Genomic DNA, 16,101 nt, shown 5'->3' on the forward strand with positions numbered 1-16,101 from the left:
GATGCGCGCCTGTTACGGCGCGCATCCTGGCTTTTACCCTGCTATCTGCTCCATTGTCTGCAGAATTCGCTTCTCTGAGATGGGATACGGCGTACCCAGTTGCTGAGCAAAGTAGCTGATACGCAGCTCCTCAATCATCCAGCGAATGTTCTTCACCTCTTCATCATCCTGACGCTGCGGCGGCAATTTGTTGCGCCACGCCTGATACGCCTGTTCCACTGCCTGCACTTTTAACATGCGCGCGCGATCGCTGTGTGGATCGGCAGGCAGTTTTTCCAGCCGCCGCTCAATGCCATGCAGGTAACGCAGCGTATCCGCCAGTCGCTGCCAGCCGTTGCCGGTGACAAAGCCGCGATAAACCAGACCACTTAATTGCGCCTTGATGTCGGACAACGCCAGCGCCATCGTCATATCGACCCGGCCTTTGAGACGCTTATTGATGTTGAAGACGGCCGTCAGGATCTGCTCAACCTGCTTCGCAATGGTCACGACGGTCTCATTGAGTTCGCCGCGAACTTTGTCACGCAACTGCTCAAACGAGGTCTGATCCCAGGCCGGACCGCCCGCTTCACCCATCAGTTTGTCGATGCCACAGGCGATGCAGTCATCAATCAGCTCCAGCACTTTGCCATAAGGGTTGAAGTAAAGTCCGAGCTTGGCTTTGTTCGGCAACTTCTCGTGCAGATATTTAACCGGTGACGGCACATTCAGTAGCAGCAGACGACGCTGACCGCGCCACATCATTTTCTGCTGCTCCTGCTCGCTGTCAAACAGGCGAATGGCGACGCTCTCTTTCTCATCGACCAGCGCAGGCCAGGCTTTGACCTGATAGCTACCGCGCTTCTGTTCGTAGCTGCGCGGCAGTTCACCAAAGCTCCAGATATGCAGACCGCTCTGCTCCAGCCCGTCATCTGCCACTTTTGACAGCGTCTCCTGCACCTTGCCTTTCAGCTGTGCCTTGAGCACGGTGAGATCTTTACCTTCCAGCAGTTTACGGTTGTGTTCATCCACCACCCGGAAGGTCATTTTCAGATGATCGGGCACCTGTTCCCACTGCCAGTTTTCCCGCTCCAGCGTGACGCCGGTCATGCGGCGAAACTCACGGGACAGCGCATCGAGAAGCGGCATCTCCATTGCCTTGACGCGTCCCAGGAACGCCTCGGCGTAGTTGGGTGCCGGCACCAGGTTGCGGCGCAGCGGCTTGGGCAGTGACTTAATCAGCGCGATGATCAGCTCACGGCGTACCCCGGGGATCTGCCATTCAAAACCGCTATCTTCAATCTGATTCAGCAGCGGCAGCGGAATATGTACCGTCACGCCATCCGCATCGGCACCCGGCTCAAACTGGTAACTCAGCTTCAGTCTAAGGTTGCCCTGATGCCAGAAGTTAGGGTAATCAAGCTGGCTGACCTTATCCGCGCCCTCTTTGATCAGCATTTGTTTGTCGAAGTTCAGCAGCTCCGCGTTTTCACGGCTGGCCTTTTTCCACCAGCTGTCGAAATGCTTCGCTGAGACAACCTCTTTGCCAATGCGCTGGTCATAAAAAGCAAACAGCGTTTCGTCATCCACCAGAATATCGCGACGGCGGGATTTGTGTTCCAGATCTTCGACTTCACTGCGCAGCTTCTGGTTAGCACGGAAGAAGGCGTGACGCGTCTGCCAGTCGCCCTCCACCAGCGCGTGACGGATAAACAGCTCACGACTCAGAGTGGGATCAATGCTGCCATAGTTCACCTTGCGGGCGGCCACAATCGGCAGGCCATAGAGCGTAACCTTCTCGGCAGCCATTACCGCGCCCTGCGATTTCTCCCAGTGCGGTTCGCTGTAGCTGCGCTTGATCAGGTGCTGCGCCAGCGGCTCAATCCACTCCGGCTCAATCCGTCCCGCCGTGCGGCCCCACAGGCGGCTGGTTTCAACCAGTTCTGCCACCATGGCCCACTTCGGCGGCTTCTTAAACAGCCCGGAACCCGGGAAAATCGAGAAGCGGGTATTGCGTGCGCCGGTGTACTCCTGCTTGTCGGTGTCCTTCTGACCGATATGCGACAGCAGACCGCTGAGCAGCGCGCAGTGAACGGGCTGCAGCTCAGCCGGTTCACTGTTAACCGGAATGCCCAGTTCACGCACCACCTGCCGCAGCTGGGTATAAATATCCTGCCATTCCCGTACGCGCAGATAGTTCAGGAAGTCGCTTTTGCACTGGCGGCGGAAAAGGTTGCCCGACAGCGCTTTCTGCTGCTCCGCCAGGTAGTTCCAGAGATTCACATAGGCGAGGAAGTCGGAGTCTTTGTCGGCAAAGCGCCGGTGCTTCTCATCGGACGCCTGCTTTTTCTCTGCCGGGCGCTCGCGCGGGTCCTGAATCGACAGACCGGCGGTGATGATCATCACTTCACGCACGCAACCAAATTTCTGCGCTTCCAGCACCATTCGCGCCAGACGCGGATCGACCGGCAACTGTGCCAGCTGACGACCGGAGCCGGTGAGTTTGTAGTGTCCGCTCTCCTCATTCAGGGTCAGCGCACCCAGCTCTTCCAGCAGGCGGACGCCATCCTGAATGTTGCGCTTATCGGGCGCTTCCACAAACGGGAAAGCAGCGATATCGCCGAGTCCCAGCGAGGTCATCTGCAGGATCACCGACGCCAGGTTGGTACGCAGGATTTCCGGATCGGTAAAGGCCGGACGGCTCAGGAAGTCATCTTCCGAGTAGAGACGAATACAGATACCGTCTGAAACACGGCCGCAACGCCCTTTACGCTGGTTGGCGGAGGCCTGCGATATCGGCTCAATCGGCAGGCGCTGCACCTTGGTGCGGAAACTGTAGCGGCTGATACGCGCCGTACCGGGATCGATGACATATTTGATCCCGGGCACCGTCAGCGAGGTTTCCGCCACGTTGGTCGCCAGCACGATGCGACGGCCACTGTGCGACTGAAATACCCGGTTCTGTTCGGCATTCGACAGTCGCGCATAGAGCGGCAGCACTTCGGTGTGCGGCAGGTCGCGCTTGTTCAGCGCATCGGCGGTGTCGCGGATTTCGCGCTCACCGCTCATGAAAATCAGAATATCGCCGCGACTCTCTCGTCCCAGCTCATCCACCGCATCAAATATCGCCTGCAGCTGATCGCGATCGCCATCATCCGCTTCTTCTACCACCGGCCGGTAGCGCACTTCGACCGGGTAAGTCCGGCCGGAAACTTCAATCACCGGCGCGTTGTTGAAGTGCCGCGAGAAGCGCTGCGGATCGATGGTCGCCGAGGTAATAATCACTTTCAGATCGGGGCGGCGCGGCAGCAGCTCACGCAGATAACCGAGCAGGAAATCGATATTCAGGCTGCGCTCGTGCGCCTCATCAATGATGATGGTGTCATATTGCATCAGCAGGCGATCCTGCTGGATCTCCGCCAGCAGGATACCGTCGGTCATCAGTTTAATCTGCGTCAGGTCGCTGACCTGGTCGTTAAACCGCACCTTATAGCCGACACAGCCGCCCAGTGAGGTACTGAGCTCATCAGCAATGCGATTCGCCACAGTGCGCGCAGCCAGACGACGCGGCTGGGTATGTCCAATCAGACCCGTGATTCCGCGTCCCAGCGCCAGACAGATTTTCGGCAGCTGCGTGGTTTTACCTGAACCGGTTTCACCCGCAACAATCACCACCTGATTGTCGCGAATCGCCGCCGCAATATCCTGCTGCTTCTGACTGACCGGCAGATTGTCCGGGAAGGTTATGGCTGGCGTTGCCGCGCGGCGCTGGGCCACGCGCTGTTCAGCAGCAATAAATTCCTGCTCCAGCTCGCGGGCAATGCCCTGCTGTGCCTCGGGATTTTTAGCTTTTCTGGCACCCTGCAAGCGGCGCTGCAGACGCTGGCGATCGCGCAGCATGACACCGTCGAGCCGTGGCCAGAGCGCTGCCAGTGGGGAAGTATCGGGAGATGACATAATAGTGACAACCTTACTCAGACGGTGTCGCTGCCTGAAGCAGCGCCCTGCAAGCCGGGATAACCAGCTGATTCAATAAAAATAATTGTGCGCATCATAGCACATTCTGAACCGTTCCGGCGGCTCGCCCCGGTTACGCTTATTCAATAAATTCGAACATGGGTCTCGAAATATTGCGCTTTCACCGCGCCATCGATAACCGTAGAGTGTAAACCATTGAGCGGAAAGTCTTCCGCGTAACAGACAGGAAACCACCATGAGCAAAGTTTTAGTTCTGAAATCAAGCATCCTTGCAGGCTACTCACAGTCAAGCCAGCTCGCTGACTTCTACATCGAACAGGCAAAGGCACAGGGTAAAGACGTCACTGTACGTGATCTGGCCGCTAACCCGATTCCGGTTCTGGATGGTGAGTTAGTCGGTGCAATGCGCCCATCTGAAACGCCGCTGTCACCCCGTCAGCAGGAAGCACTGGATCTGTCCGATGAACTGATTGCAGAACTGCAGGCTCATGATGAAGTGGTGATTGCCGCGCCAATGTACAACTTCAACATTCCAACCCAGCTGAAAAACTACTTCGACCTGATTGCCCGTGCTGGCGTGACGTTCCGCTACACCGAAGCAGGCCCGGAAGGTCTGGTTAAAGGCAAAAAGGCTGTGGTGATCTCCAGCCGTGGCGGCATTCACAAAGATACCCCAACTGACCTGCTGACCCCTTACGTTAAGCTGTTCCTGGGCTTCATCGGCATCACTGACGTTGAGTTCGTGTTTGCTGAAGGCATCGCGTACGGTCCGGAAGTGGCCAGCAAAGCGACCGCTGAAGCAAAAGACACAATTAAGCAGATCGTGACCGCATAAGTCTCAGTCATCTCAGGATGACACTGGAAACCGGGCCATGCGCCCGGTTTTTTTCGCCTGTCACTGGCCGCTGCCTGCTTCCTTTCTCAGCCACTGACCGTTAATGCCGCGCACATATTCCCCCGTGGCCGCTCGGCCCACCAGCTTCTGTCCGGCAATACTGGCGATATCAGCCGTGGAGAGATTATTCTGCTCTGCCAGTCGCTGATACTCCTGTTTACGTCCGGCGTTGATACGCTGCACCAGCGCCAGCGTTTCACTGTCCTGTGACCGTGCCGCCAGATAACCTGAGAGCGTTTCGCCTGCCAGACCCGCTTGCCGCGCTTCATTGAGCGTCAGTGCCCAGGCAGGCTGCGCCATCGCCAGAGCGAGTAACAGCGCCGCACTTATGCGTTTCATCGTTGCTCTCCTCAGAACAGACCGCTCTGGTTTTTCAGTAACGCTTCCACATCCTTGTCGACTTTGATGTGAATCTCATGCTCGATTCTTACGTTCATATTAATGGTGATGGGATCTTTGGGTGCCGTGACTTCGATGCGCGGCACGCAGCCAATGCTCAGCAGTCCGGCTGCCAGAACCAGTAATGGCCTCAGGCTCATGGTGAATTGTCCTTGTTCGATGGCAAAGTCGCATGTTGCTCTAACCAGGATTGCAAATTATCGCCGAAGCGCAGGCTGCGCCAGAGCTGAAACAGGTTTTCCTGATGATGATAGTTAAGATTGACCGTCTGCCGACGGTTACTGAACTGGCTGACGCCCTGCACCTGTGCTTCCATAGTAAGGTCGCCGAGGTTATCCAGATTGATCGTGGCCCAGCTGCGGGAGACCTCCATATAGCGTAACCAGTCCAGCGCCGCGCCGGTCGCTACGTTGTTGCGGGTAATGGCATCCGCCATATCTTTATCCAGCCGGAAAGTCAGCGGGCCGCTGTTGGCAATCCATCCCTTCTCCACCAGCCAGCGTGGATTATTGAGCCACAGCGGCAGCTCGCCGTTAACCTTGCCCGACATGGCGAACTGTTTCGGCTTCAGTGCCGTCACCAGCTCGCTGAGGCTGATTTGACGCAGCGACACCCGCGCGGGTTCATGCTGCGGCATACGCAGGGAGGGCAGCGAGATTTGTCCGCCCAGCAGATCGAGGCTGACATCCTGCAGCGTCAGCGGCGCCTGTTCAGACCATGGCCAGTTACCCTGCAGGTCGGCGCGAATATTCTGCATCGCAAACTGGTTCTTCACCTCGGCAATGCGCAGTGAAACCGGGCCATGCTGCCCAAACTGCCACTGCTGCTCGTGGAATCTGAACGGCAGCGAGAAGTCGATACCGTTTACCTGGCTGTCCGGCGTCCAGACGCTGCCCTGCTTAACCGTCCAGTGGCCCCCGGCCTGGAAGCCCTGATCGCTGGCGGCGGAAAAAGCGATCTGTGCCTGCAGACTGCCGCCCTGAATCTGCATTTTCATGTCGGGGCTGATCAGCGGCTGAAATACCGTCAGCGACTGAGCTGGCCACCAGGCCTGGCCGCGTAATCGTTCGCCATCCCAGCGACCATTCACTCGCAGCGGGCCAACCTTGCCCGCTTTTAACTCGCCCCGCCAGAGGAAATAGCCGGGATCCCGGCCTTTAGCTTCAAAGTCGAGCACTGAGTCAGCCAGACGGCCGCCATAAGTGAAGCGGGTCGGTCCCGCCTGCAGTCTGAAATGGCCATTAAAAGAAGGATGTGCCGCATCACGCTGCCAGTTTACCGGCTCAGTCAGCGTCAGACGCGGTTTTGCTATGTTGACGCTGCCGTAGGCCAGCTGATTAAAGCCGGCAGACAGAGTATTAAGCTGGATCAGCGTGTCATGCCAGCCGCCGGTTCCTTTAACATCCCAGCGAGCCTGCAGCGGCAGCATCTCGCCTCCGCCCCAGTAGCGCCAGTTCCATTCACCCTTATCGGGCCAGAAATCTGTGGCGCGGCCATCGAGATGCAGCCGGAAGCGGCCAAAACTGGCATCGTGTGCGTTGAGAATCGCCTGCAGGCGACCATCTATGCCCTGTGAGGAGAGACGCACACCCGCCAGCGGCCAGCGCGCCTCATCCACTTCCAGCGTTGACAGCAGCCGGCCACGCAGACGCAGCAGCGATTTAGGTTGCAGCACCAGTGTAGGATCGAGCAGCGAACCACTAAGCACACCCGGAATCGAGCCGTAAAGTTGCAGATCGGCCAGTTTGCTTTCACCGGTCAGCTGAAACGGCAGGTTGCTGTTGATCAGGCTGAGGTGACCAGGACCGATGCCCAGCACTACGTTGCCCTTGCCGCCGCGTCCCTGCGTCAGCAGGTTAACGCGACCCGTAATCTGGCTGCCTTCAAGGCCCGACTGCCAGTTATCCAGCGTCAGGTTAACAAACCCAGACAAGGGCTGGTCCGCCAGTGGCCAGAAATATTCGCCCTTTTCAATCCGAATCTGATCGCGGCTGACCTGCCACGGTAACCGGAGAAGCGGCCTGCTCTCTTCCGCCATTGCTACCCGCAGCTCGCCCTGCTGCTGCTGCCAGTTGAGCGTCAGCTGCAGGGGATGTGGCAGCGCGTCCAGCGCCAGCTGCCCGGCCACCTCACCGTTTACCGGCAGATCTGTAGCAAAAGTGGGTAACGTCAGATGACCACTCAGCGTAACGGGTTCAGGCAGTGCAGGATGGGTGAGCGACAGGCCACGGATAGCGAGCTGCTGACCGGTCAGCGTGGCCGCCAGCTGCAGATTATCGCCGTGGTAATTGAGTTGCTGGCGATCTTTTTCCAGCGTGAGATCCAGCGCGCCCGCATAGGTCTGCCAGGGCGCGACAATCAGTTTGCCCAGATGAACGTCGGCGCCAGGCAGCATTGCCTGCCATTCGGCCAGCGTTTTAGGCGCAACCGTACTGTTACTGGCCGGTAGTTTTTGCAGGCAGTCACTATCCAGCGTCAGCGCTTCCGCATTGAGTTTCCAGCGCGACTGATGCCAGCCCAGTGACACCGCCTTTACGGTGGTCAGCGAGCAATCACCGGCGAGATAACGAATCTGAGGCAACCACAGTCCACCGTTCCGCCAGCGCGGCGCGCCTGACAGCGCAATGCGCGTCCCGTCAGGCAGCCAGATGCCGGCCAGCCGTGGCAGCCATTGCGTCACAGTCAACATCAGGCCCAGCAGCAGCAGAATCAGCGCCAGAATAGCCGCCAGCCGTCGCCGGAAAATCCGTGGCATAAAAGCCATAATCCTTTTCCTTACAGTATCCTGACAGGAATGATGGCATGTAATCTGCCAGAGGTGAAGGCCTGCGCCAGGCGCAAATCAGCTGTTTCAGCAAAGTCAGTCAGAAAACGTTATCCTTGGTTTATCACTCTGCAGGAGCATAACGATGAAGATCGCGGTTTACAGCACCAAACATTACGATCAGAAATACCTTGAGCAGGTTAATCAGCAGTTCGGTTTTGAACTGGTGTTTTTTGACTTTTTACTCTCTGAAAGCACGGCGAAAACGGCTGTGGACTGCGATGCCGTCTGCATCTTCGTAAACGATGACGGGAGTCGCCCGGTGCTGGAAGAGCTGGCTGGGCTGGGTGTGAAATACATCGCGCTGCGCTGTGCCGGTTTCAATAATGTCGATCTGGCTGCCGCGAAAGAGCTGGGTCTGGAAGTCGTCCGGGTTCCGGCCTACTCACCGGAAGCGGTGGCTGAACACGCGATCGGCCTGATGATGACCCTGAACCGCCGTATTCATCGTGCATATCAGCGTACCCGTGATGCAAACTTTTCGCTCGATGGCCTGACCGGTTTTAACATGCACAACAAAACTGCGGGCGTTATCGGCACCGGTAAAATCGGGATTGCGACGATGCGCATTCTGAAAGGATTTGGTATGCGGCTGCTGGCATTTGACCCTTACCCCAGCGAGCAGGCACTGGAGCTGGGCGCGGAGTATGTCGATCTGAAAACGCTGTTTGCTGAATCCCACGTCATTACGCTGCACTGCCCGCTGACGCCAGAGAATCATCATCTGCTTAACGCTGACGCGTTTAAACAGATGCGCGATGGCGTGATGATTATCAACACCAGTCGCGGTGGTCTGATTGATTCACAGGCGGCGATTGACGCGCTGAAACAGCAGAAGATCGGCGCGCTCGGCATGGATGTTTACGAGAATGAACGCGACCTGTTCTTTGAAGATAAGTCGAATGATGTGATTCAGGACGATGTATTCCGCCGTCTGTCGGCGTGCCATAACGTGTTGTTCACCGGCCATCAGGCGTTTTTAACCGCCGAAGCGCTGACCGCCATTTCTGAAACGACGCTGAGTAATCTCAGCCAGCTCGACCGTGGTGAGGAGTGTCCGAACCGACTCTCTGCCTGATTATTCTCTGTATAGCTATGCGGGCCGGAGCAATCCGGCCTGTTCATCAGCGCGCGCAATTTCCGCCAATTAACGCCTGCTCATCACAGCGACGGCCATTCACTAACTGACACATTCCCACACGCGATCCATCCAGCTGATGCGAGAAGGCCAGCGTTCCACCCGCATTCGAACAGGTGCTTTCTGCCAGGGAAGACATCACCACCCGTGGCTGGATATGGGCGGCGGTGGCTTGTTGTGGTGGCTCGTTATCATCACTGTTGCTGCTGCAGGCAGAGAGTAATAGCGCGGCACCGGCCAGCAAAAAGGTGGCTGCTTTCATCAGTCGGACTCCGGGAATGGGTGTAATAGGCTGGCTCAGCATATGTCAGGCGGCACAAGGGGTCGAGAGGTGAAACAGCTTTTTACAAAATTCTCCGGCGTCATTTGCAAGCAGAATTATCTTGTTTACCTGCTATCGCTGAACTGTCACCCTTTTGCGGCCCCTTTTATTTCGGAGTAAAGCCATGTTAATGGATATGTTAATTCGCATCGCCCTTGCCGGCATTCTCGGCGGCCTGATTGGTCTGGAGCGGCAGATGCGGGCTAAAGAAGCGGGATTGCGTACTCATATTCTGGTCGGAATCGGCAGTGCCATGTTTATGCTGGTGTCGAAATATGGCTTCGCCGACATGCTCAGCAGCGACCATGTGGCCCTTGATCCCAGCCGTATTGCAGCCCAGGTGGTCAGCGGCATGGGCTTTCTTGGCGCGGGCACTATCATGATTCAGAAGCAGGTGGTGAAAGGCTTAACCACGGCGGCAGGATTATGGGTTACGGCGGCGATTGGTCTGGTAATCGGCAGCGGCATGTATGAGATCGGCATTTATGGCACGGTGCTGGCGCTGGTGGTGCTGGAGGTGTTCCGCCGCCTGAGCCATGTTTTAATCGGCAAACACCATACGCTGCTGGTTTTCCTTAAGCCTAAAAGCGTGCCGCTGGTGCTGCTGGTGATGCAGCGCGAAGGCATTCGCTACGGCAATGTGACGGTCATTAATCGTGATGAAGAGAGCGGTCTGTGCGAACTGAGTGTTCAGGTGACGCTTTCACGCAAATCAAATGATGCGCACCTTTATGACAAGGTTATGGAGATCAAGGGTGTTCAGTCGCTGGAAATGATGTAATCCCGCCGGAAATAGGCCTCAGACCAGATATCTTCCTGCAGGCATCCGGACATCGCAGAAGGCAGTTAGTAGCAGCCAGCGCCTTCTGCCCTCACCCATCCGAATCCATCTGCCCGCAAATCAACGAAGCCACAGCCTGACCTGAGACATAGAGCGAGCCGGTAATTAATGGCATAATCCGTTATTGTTTATCATTGTAATAATTTTCCCCGGGGACCAATGCGCCAAAACTCTGACCATTCTCAAGATACCCTGCCTGCTGCTGCGCGAAAAAATTACCAGCCTGCATTAATGGTGCTGATTTTTACGCTGATTGCGGGCGCGGGTGTTGTGACAATCATGATGATCCTGGATCATCGGAACTTGGTTAATAATGCGCTGGAGACCGGACAATGTCTTGCTGGAGAAGGTGCGGAAGATATTCTGGAAGTACTCAGGCAATTTTTACATCATGCTTATCGCTGGATTTTTCAGGCCTGCGGCTGAATTCAGTGCAGCAAAAAATGGAGTAAACCATGCCGGTTGACCAGCAGCAGAACGCCACAATACATAACCGCAACATAGCAAAGTAAGAAGAGTATCAATGTCATAATAAATCTGATGCCGTACTTTTTTATTTTGCGATTTTTATCGGGATGCCTCATAGACATTAAATATTGATTCATTTTTTTTCACATAGATAGCCCGACATTAAACGGCTTCACAGGCAGTCTGTATTGACGAAAGGTGCGAACCGACAGGTCAATGTAAGAGAGTCTGTGTAAACGCATATAAGCATAAATGTAAACGACCGCGCTCACGCAGTCTGCATATCGGATGTCATGAACATCCCTGATTTTACTGGAAAGTCATTTTTTATTGCGCGCCACAGGAATTATAAAACTATCGTTTTTAATGAGATACACAACACGTCAGTGCGTCTGAATTTATTATTATAGACCCAACGGGTCAACGCACATTCAACAGAGCCTGTTTTTAAGATTATCACCTGAAAAATGAAAGCAGCGATTAATATCCGACTCACTGCGAATTTAACGGAAACATTTCTTTTGATGTGCATCAAATCAGAGCGATAAAACCCGCAATGCATTTAGGCCTGATTGAGTTAAAGCATCGCATGCTGTGTTTTTTATTAATCCGGTAGTGCTGATGAAAATTTTTTTAATTATCTCTGTCATTTTTATGGCCACAGCTTGTGCGGTAAAAAGAGAGCATGCGCGGACTGATGCTTACCCGTCATCACTGCCGTCCTGTTCAACGCACAGTGATGAAATTGATTGTCAGTGGAAAGATGTGCCCGTCAGCTGACATCGCGCAGCTGAAACCTTTTCGAGTCGTCTCAGCCCGCCGGTTTGCTTACGACGAAGCAAAACCCGCCCTCTTTGCTCGCGCTCTTTCGCAGTACCGCATTCCGGCAATCATCGCCCTGACGGGAAAGCGGCCTGTGACTCTGACAGCGATTATCCGCTGATTACTTCACTCCAGTACTGGCATTCGCGGCAACAATCCGTACCATACGCTGCATATTCGTGACATCACAGTGAAGTGACCGGCTGGGCGCGCGCATCAATACGCCCTTTAGCTACGCTTTCTGGTTTTTGAGATAGGTAAAAATGCAAGAAAATCAAACGGTTGGCAAGAAAGAACAGTACAACCTGAACAAACTGCAAAAGCGTTTGCGTCGTAATGTCGGCGAAGCCATTGCAGATTTTAATATGATTGAAGAAGGCGACCGCATCATGGTCTGCCTGTCGGGCGGAAAAGACAGCTACACCATGCTGGAAATTTTGCGCAGCCTGCAAAAAAGCGCACCGGTAAACTTCAGCCTGATTGCCGTCAACCTTGACCAGAAACAGCCGGGCTTCCCTGAGCATATCCTGCCGCAATATCTTGAGTCGCAGGGTGTTGAGTACCGGATTGTCGAAGAAGATACCTATTCTATCGTCAAAGATAAGGTTCCGGAAGGCAAAACGACCTGTTCACTCTGCTCGCGCCTGCGCCGTGGCATTCTCTATCGTGTCGCGACAGAACTCGGTTGCACAAAAATTGCGCTGGGCCACCATCGCGATGACATCCTGCAGACGCTGTTCCTGAACATGTTCTACGGTGGAAAACTGAAAGGCATGCCGCCAAAACTGATGAGCGACGATGGCAAGCAGATTGTGATCCGTCCACTGGCCTACTGCCGTGAGAAAGATATCATTCGTTTCTCCGAAGCACGTCAGTTCCCGATTATTCCGTGCAACCTTTGCGGTTCGCAGCCGAACCTGCAGCGTCAGGTGGTAGCCGATATGCTGCGTGACTGGGATAAGCGCTATCCTGGCCGTATCGAAACCATGTTCAGCGCGATGCAAAACGTGGTGCCGTCGCACCTGGCAGATATCAATCTGTTCGATTTTAAAGGCATCAAACATGGCGATGCCGTCGTTGATGGCGGCGATCTCGCCTTTGACCGGGAAACGCTGCCAGCTCAGCCTGTGGGCTGGCGGGTCGATGAAGACGATGTACCCGATATCAGCGCGCGTCTGGATGTACTACAGATTAAATAAGTGCGGGAAAGTTTAAGGGCGTGCTGCAGGCAGCACGCCCTTTTTTATATGTTTCGATGAGGCGGAGGATCCATTATCGGCGGAAATTCCGGATCGGTTGGTGGATCAGGCTGCGGTTGCGGCTGGGGAATGGGTTCAGGAATCGGGATTGGATCCGTGGGGATCGGCTCGCTGTTAAGAATCGCGCTCATGCCGTACTCCTTTTCTTACGAATGGAGTTTAAGCTTAGATAAGGAACGGCGTTACAGCCAGGCAGACAAAAAAAAGCCGGCACACTGGCCGGCATGTTTCGAATTAAATGTGCTATGCAATAATTCTAAATATGGAAGTAAGACAATATGGAGCGCAACGCCCATCGCTTGACGTTGCATTCACCTGCGGGAGAGAGTTTGCGTCAGCAGCGGCAACGGGTTCTTGATGTCGATCAGCTTTTGCTCGCTTAACGGGATTTTCAGCCCACATATCGTAATTGCCGCATTCCCTTTGGCGCATCAGAGCCAGCGCCGTTTACGCAGATAGCCCGCGACCCCTACTGCCAGCGCCACCAGCAGCAGACAGAAGATTGAAAACCCATATTTCCATTCACCGCCCGGAATGCCGCCCAGGTTGACGCCAAACAGGCCGGTCAGGAACGTGGCGGGCAGAAAGATCATCGCCATCAGTGACATGGTATAGGTGCGGCGGTTCATCGATTCCGCCATCGCAGAGGCGACCTCATCAGCCAGAATCGCGGTGCGCGCCACGCCTGCATCCAGATCGTCCAGCCCGCGTCCCAGACGGTCAGCAATTTCCTGCATCCGGCGGCGTTCGCTATCATCCATCCAGGCCAGTTTTTCACTGGCCAGCCTGGCATAGACATCGCGCTGAGGTGCCATATAACGTCGCATCACAATCAGTTGCTTGCGCAGCAGGCCCAGCTCGCCGCGTGCGGGCATCCGCTGATCTAGCAGCGCATCTTCCAGCTCGATAATTTTGTCATGTAACTCTTCGATAAATTCGCTGGTGTGATCGGTCAGCGCATCACAGACATCCACCAGCCAGCTGCCGCAGTCAATCGGACCATTGCCGTTTTGCAAATCGATTAGCACTTCATCGACGGCAGAGACTTTGCGCCGCCGGGTCGAGACGATGAGCTTATCGTTGATAAAGACCCGCATGACCACCAGCTGGTCGCGACGTGCATCGCTATTGTGGTTGACGCTGCGCAGTACGATCATAAACCCGTCGCCCAGTCGGCTGACGCGAGGACGCATGCTGTCGCCTGCTAAGGCGTCACGCACCGTATCGGGGATCTGTGGCGTTGACTGCAGCCATTCGGCGCTCTTGCGATGGGTATAGTTGAGATGCAGCCAGCAGGGCTGCTCACACTGGATGACTTCATCTTCAGCAATCGGGATCATCCCACCCTTGCCATCCAGCTGGCAGGAAATGATGGCATCTGAAACCTGTAATGCTTTTCCTTCAATAACGTCCACACCGTCCCCTCTCTACTGAAATCAATACGATACAGTCTAGCGTGACGGTGTTGAGTTGCAATCTCCGGGCTGTGTAGAAAGATGTCAGCCGATGGCCGGAAAACCGGCCATGACAGGCTTAGTGCTTTTCAATCCAGAGTTCACGGCTGTAGGCGACGTCTTCAGGATTTGTGATGGGATAGCCTTTGACCCAGGGTTTAATGAGGCGGCCATTGGTGTACTGATAGATAGGGGCAATGGGTGTCTGTTCAGCCAGGATCTGCTCCGCCCGGTTGTAGTCGCTGTTGCGCGCCTGGTCATTGGTCTCTTTGCTGGCTTTGGCGATGACCGCATCATAATCCGCGTTGCTGAAACGCGAAATATTGCTGCTGTTGCCTGAGGTCAGCAGATTCAGGAAGGTAGAGGGCTCATTGTAGTCACCCACCCACGAAGCACGGATCACATCAAAGTTCCCGCTATTACGGCTGTCGATATAGGTTTTCCACTCCTGATTCTCCAGCGTGACATCCACCCCGAGGTTCTTTTTCCACATTGAGGCCACAGCAATCGCAATCTTCTGATGGCTTTCAGAGGTGTTATAGAGCAACTTGAGTTTCAAAGGCTTGCCAGGACCATATCCGGCTGATGTCAGAAGTGCTTTCGCCTGCGCGTTCAGAGTGTTCTGATCGTGCTGCTGCATGAAAGTGGGCAAGGGCTTAAAGCCTGCTGTCACATCTGGCGTAAAGTGCCACGCCGGCTTCTCACCGGTGCCCAGCACTTTTTCAGCAATGACTTTACGGTCAATAGACCATGACAGCGCTTTACGAACCCGCACATCGGCAGTCGGTCCCTTCTGCGTATTAAAGGCATAATAATAGGTACCTAACTGGTCAGGTGTGTAGACCTCTCCCGGCAACGTTTTTTTCAGCATCGCATACATATTCTTAGGGAAGGATTCGGTGATATCGACATCATTCGCGCGATAGCGCTTGGTGGCGCTCGACTCTTCATTGATCGGGACAAAGGTCACTTTTGTCAGCACCGAATGTGCATCATCCCAGTAGTCCGGATTACGGATCAGGACGATTTTTTCATTTACCACCCGCTCGCTGAGCTGATAGGCCCCGTTGCCCACCAGTTTGCCGGGTGACGTCCAGCTGTCGCCCTCCTGCGCAATCGTCTTCTGAGGAACCGGGAAGAGCGCCACGTTAGCCACCAGCGCCGGGAACCACGGCACCGGACGATCCAGCGTCACTTTCAGCTGCGTTTTACCCTGAGCGATCACACCCAGCTTATCGGGCGTCATTTCGCCTTTGGTAATCGCTGCCGCATTTTCAATGCCGCTTAAGCCCGCGAACCAGGCAAAGGGTGAACTGTTTTTTGGATCGACCAGGCGCTGCCAGCTGTAGACAAAATCCTGCGCAGTCACCGGATCGCCGTTTGACCAGCGCGCGTTATTGCGCAGGGTGAAGACCCAGGTTTTATTGTCGTTACTGCTCCAGCTCTGTGCCACGCCCGGCACAATCTTGCCCTGTGCATCCTGATTGGTCAGGCCTTCAAACAGATCGCGAATCACCTGAATTTCCGGCAGTCCGACTGCTTTAAGCGGATCAAGTGAAGCGGGTTCATCTTTAATGTGGCGAACGATCTGCTGCTGTTCAGCCAGCTGTGCGCCAGCGGGTGGATTCGCCGCGATAGCGGGTGTGATAACACTGCTCAGACTGATTGCTGCCAGCGTCATACGAAAGGTCTTAACCATCATCACTCCTTTACCCCAAAGAA

12 protein-coding genes are annotated in these 16,101 nt (G+C 55.0%); 5 read left to right on the plus strand and 7 right to left on the minus strand.

Annotated features, from left to right (window positions below; genetic code table 11):
- Positions 1-33: 33 nt before the first annotated feature.
- Positions 34-3,936: an ATP-dependent RNA helicase HrpA gene (gene hrpA, locus BY447_RS01585; protein WP_110330334.1), complete on the minus strand. Its 3,903-nt coding sequence runs from the start codon at positions 3,934-3,936 to the stop codon at positions 34-36.
- 256 nt (positions 3,937-4,192) lie between these two features.
- Between hrpA and BY447_RS01590 the strand changes: the two genes are divergently transcribed.
- Positions 4,193-4,792, plus strand: coding sequence for an FMN-dependent NADH-azoreductase (locus tag BY447_RS01590; protein ID WP_013357959.1), 600 nt, complete (start codon positions 4,193-4,195; stop codon positions 4,790-4,792).
- A gap of 60 nt (positions 4,793-4,852) precedes the next feature.
- On the opposite strand, the gene BY447_RS01595 is transcribed toward BY447_RS01590, so the two are convergent.
- From BY447_RS01595 to BY447_RS01605, 3 genes are read right to left on the minus strand one after another with little or no spacing between them, the layout of a single operon-like run.
- On the minus strand, positions 4,853-5,191 hold the full coding sequence (locus BY447_RS01595) for a YdbL family protein (RefSeq protein WP_110330335.1): 339 nt from the start codon (positions 5,189-5,191) through the stop codon (positions 4,853-4,855).
- An 11-nt stretch (positions 5,192-5,202) separates the two neighbouring features.
- Positions 5,203-5,391, minus strand: coding sequence for a YnbE family lipoprotein (locus BY447_RS01600; RefSeq protein ID WP_013357961.1), 189 nt, complete (start codon positions 5,389-5,391; stop codon positions 5,203-5,205).
- Entirely contained in the window at positions 5,388-8,015 is a 2,628-nt protein-coding gene (locus tag BY447_RS01605; protein WP_110330336.1) for a YdbH family protein, read from the minus strand. Before BY447_RS01605 ends, BY447_RS01600 begins: the two co-directional genes overlap by 4 nt.
- A 145-nt stretch (positions 8,016-8,160) precedes the next feature.
- On the opposite strand from BY447_RS01605, the gene BY447_RS01610 reads away from it, so the two are divergent.
- Positions 8,161-9,153 carry a 2-hydroxyacid dehydrogenase gene (locus BY447_RS01610; RefSeq protein ID WP_013357963.1) on the plus strand — a complete coding sequence of 331 codons (993 nt, stop codon included), beginning with the start codon at positions 8,161-8,163 and terminating at the stop codon, positions 9,151-9,153.
- 46 nt (positions 9,154-9,199) lie between these two features.
- Here BY447_RS01610 and BY447_RS01615 read toward each other — a convergent pair whose 3' ends face one another.
- On the minus strand, positions 9,200-9,475 hold the full coding sequence (locus BY447_RS01615; RefSeq protein ID WP_003853763.1) for a DUF333 domain-containing protein: 276 nt from the start codon (positions 9,473-9,475) through the stop codon (positions 9,200-9,202).
- A 184-nt stretch (positions 9,476-9,659) separates the two neighbouring features.
- Here BY447_RS01615 and BY447_RS01620 point away from each other — a divergent pair, with 184 nt between their 5' ends.
- The 3 genes from BY447_RS01620 (at position 9,660) to ttcA (ending at position 12,865) form a co-directional block, all read left to right on the plus strand.
- The gene (locus BY447_RS01620; protein WP_013357964.1) at positions 9,660-10,316 is read left to right on the plus strand and encodes an MgtC/SapB family protein; all 657 of its coding nucleotides are present in this window, start codon (positions 9,660-9,662) and stop codon (positions 10,314-10,316) included.
- A gap of 219 nt (positions 10,317-10,535) precedes the next feature.
- Positions 10,536-10,802, plus strand: coding sequence for a hypothetical protein (locus tag BY447_RS01625; RefSeq protein ID WP_110330337.1), 267 nt, complete (start codon positions 10,536-10,538; stop codon positions 10,800-10,802).
- Positions 10,803-11,929: 1,127 nt separating this feature from the next.
- A complete protein-coding gene (gene ttcA / locus BY447_RS01635; protein WP_110330339.1) occupies positions 11,930-12,865 on the plus strand; it encodes a tRNA 2-thiocytidine(32) synthetase TtcA in 936 nt (311 codons plus the stop codon).
- A 491-nt stretch (positions 12,866-13,356) separates the two neighbouring features.
- On the opposite strand, the gene zntB is transcribed toward ttcA, so the two are convergent.
- Complete coding sequence (gene zntB, locus BY447_RS01640; protein ID WP_033783199.1) at positions 13,357-14,340, minus strand: zinc transporter ZntB; 984 nt, start codon at positions 14,338-14,340, stop codon at positions 13,357-13,359.
- A 118-nt stretch (positions 14,341-14,458) separates the two neighbouring features.
- A complete protein-coding gene (locus tag BY447_RS01645; RefSeq protein ID WP_110330340.1) occupies positions 14,459-16,078 on the minus strand; it encodes a peptide ABC transporter substrate-binding protein in 1,620 nt (539 codons plus the stop codon).
- Positions 16,079-16,101: the final 23 nt, after the last annotated feature.

Source organism: Pantoea sp. JKS000250, from assembly GCF_003201065.1.
In the GTDB taxonomy this organism is placed as follows: Bacteria; Pseudomonadota; Gammaproteobacteria; order Enterobacterales; family Enterobacteriaceae; genus Pantoea; species Pantoea vagans.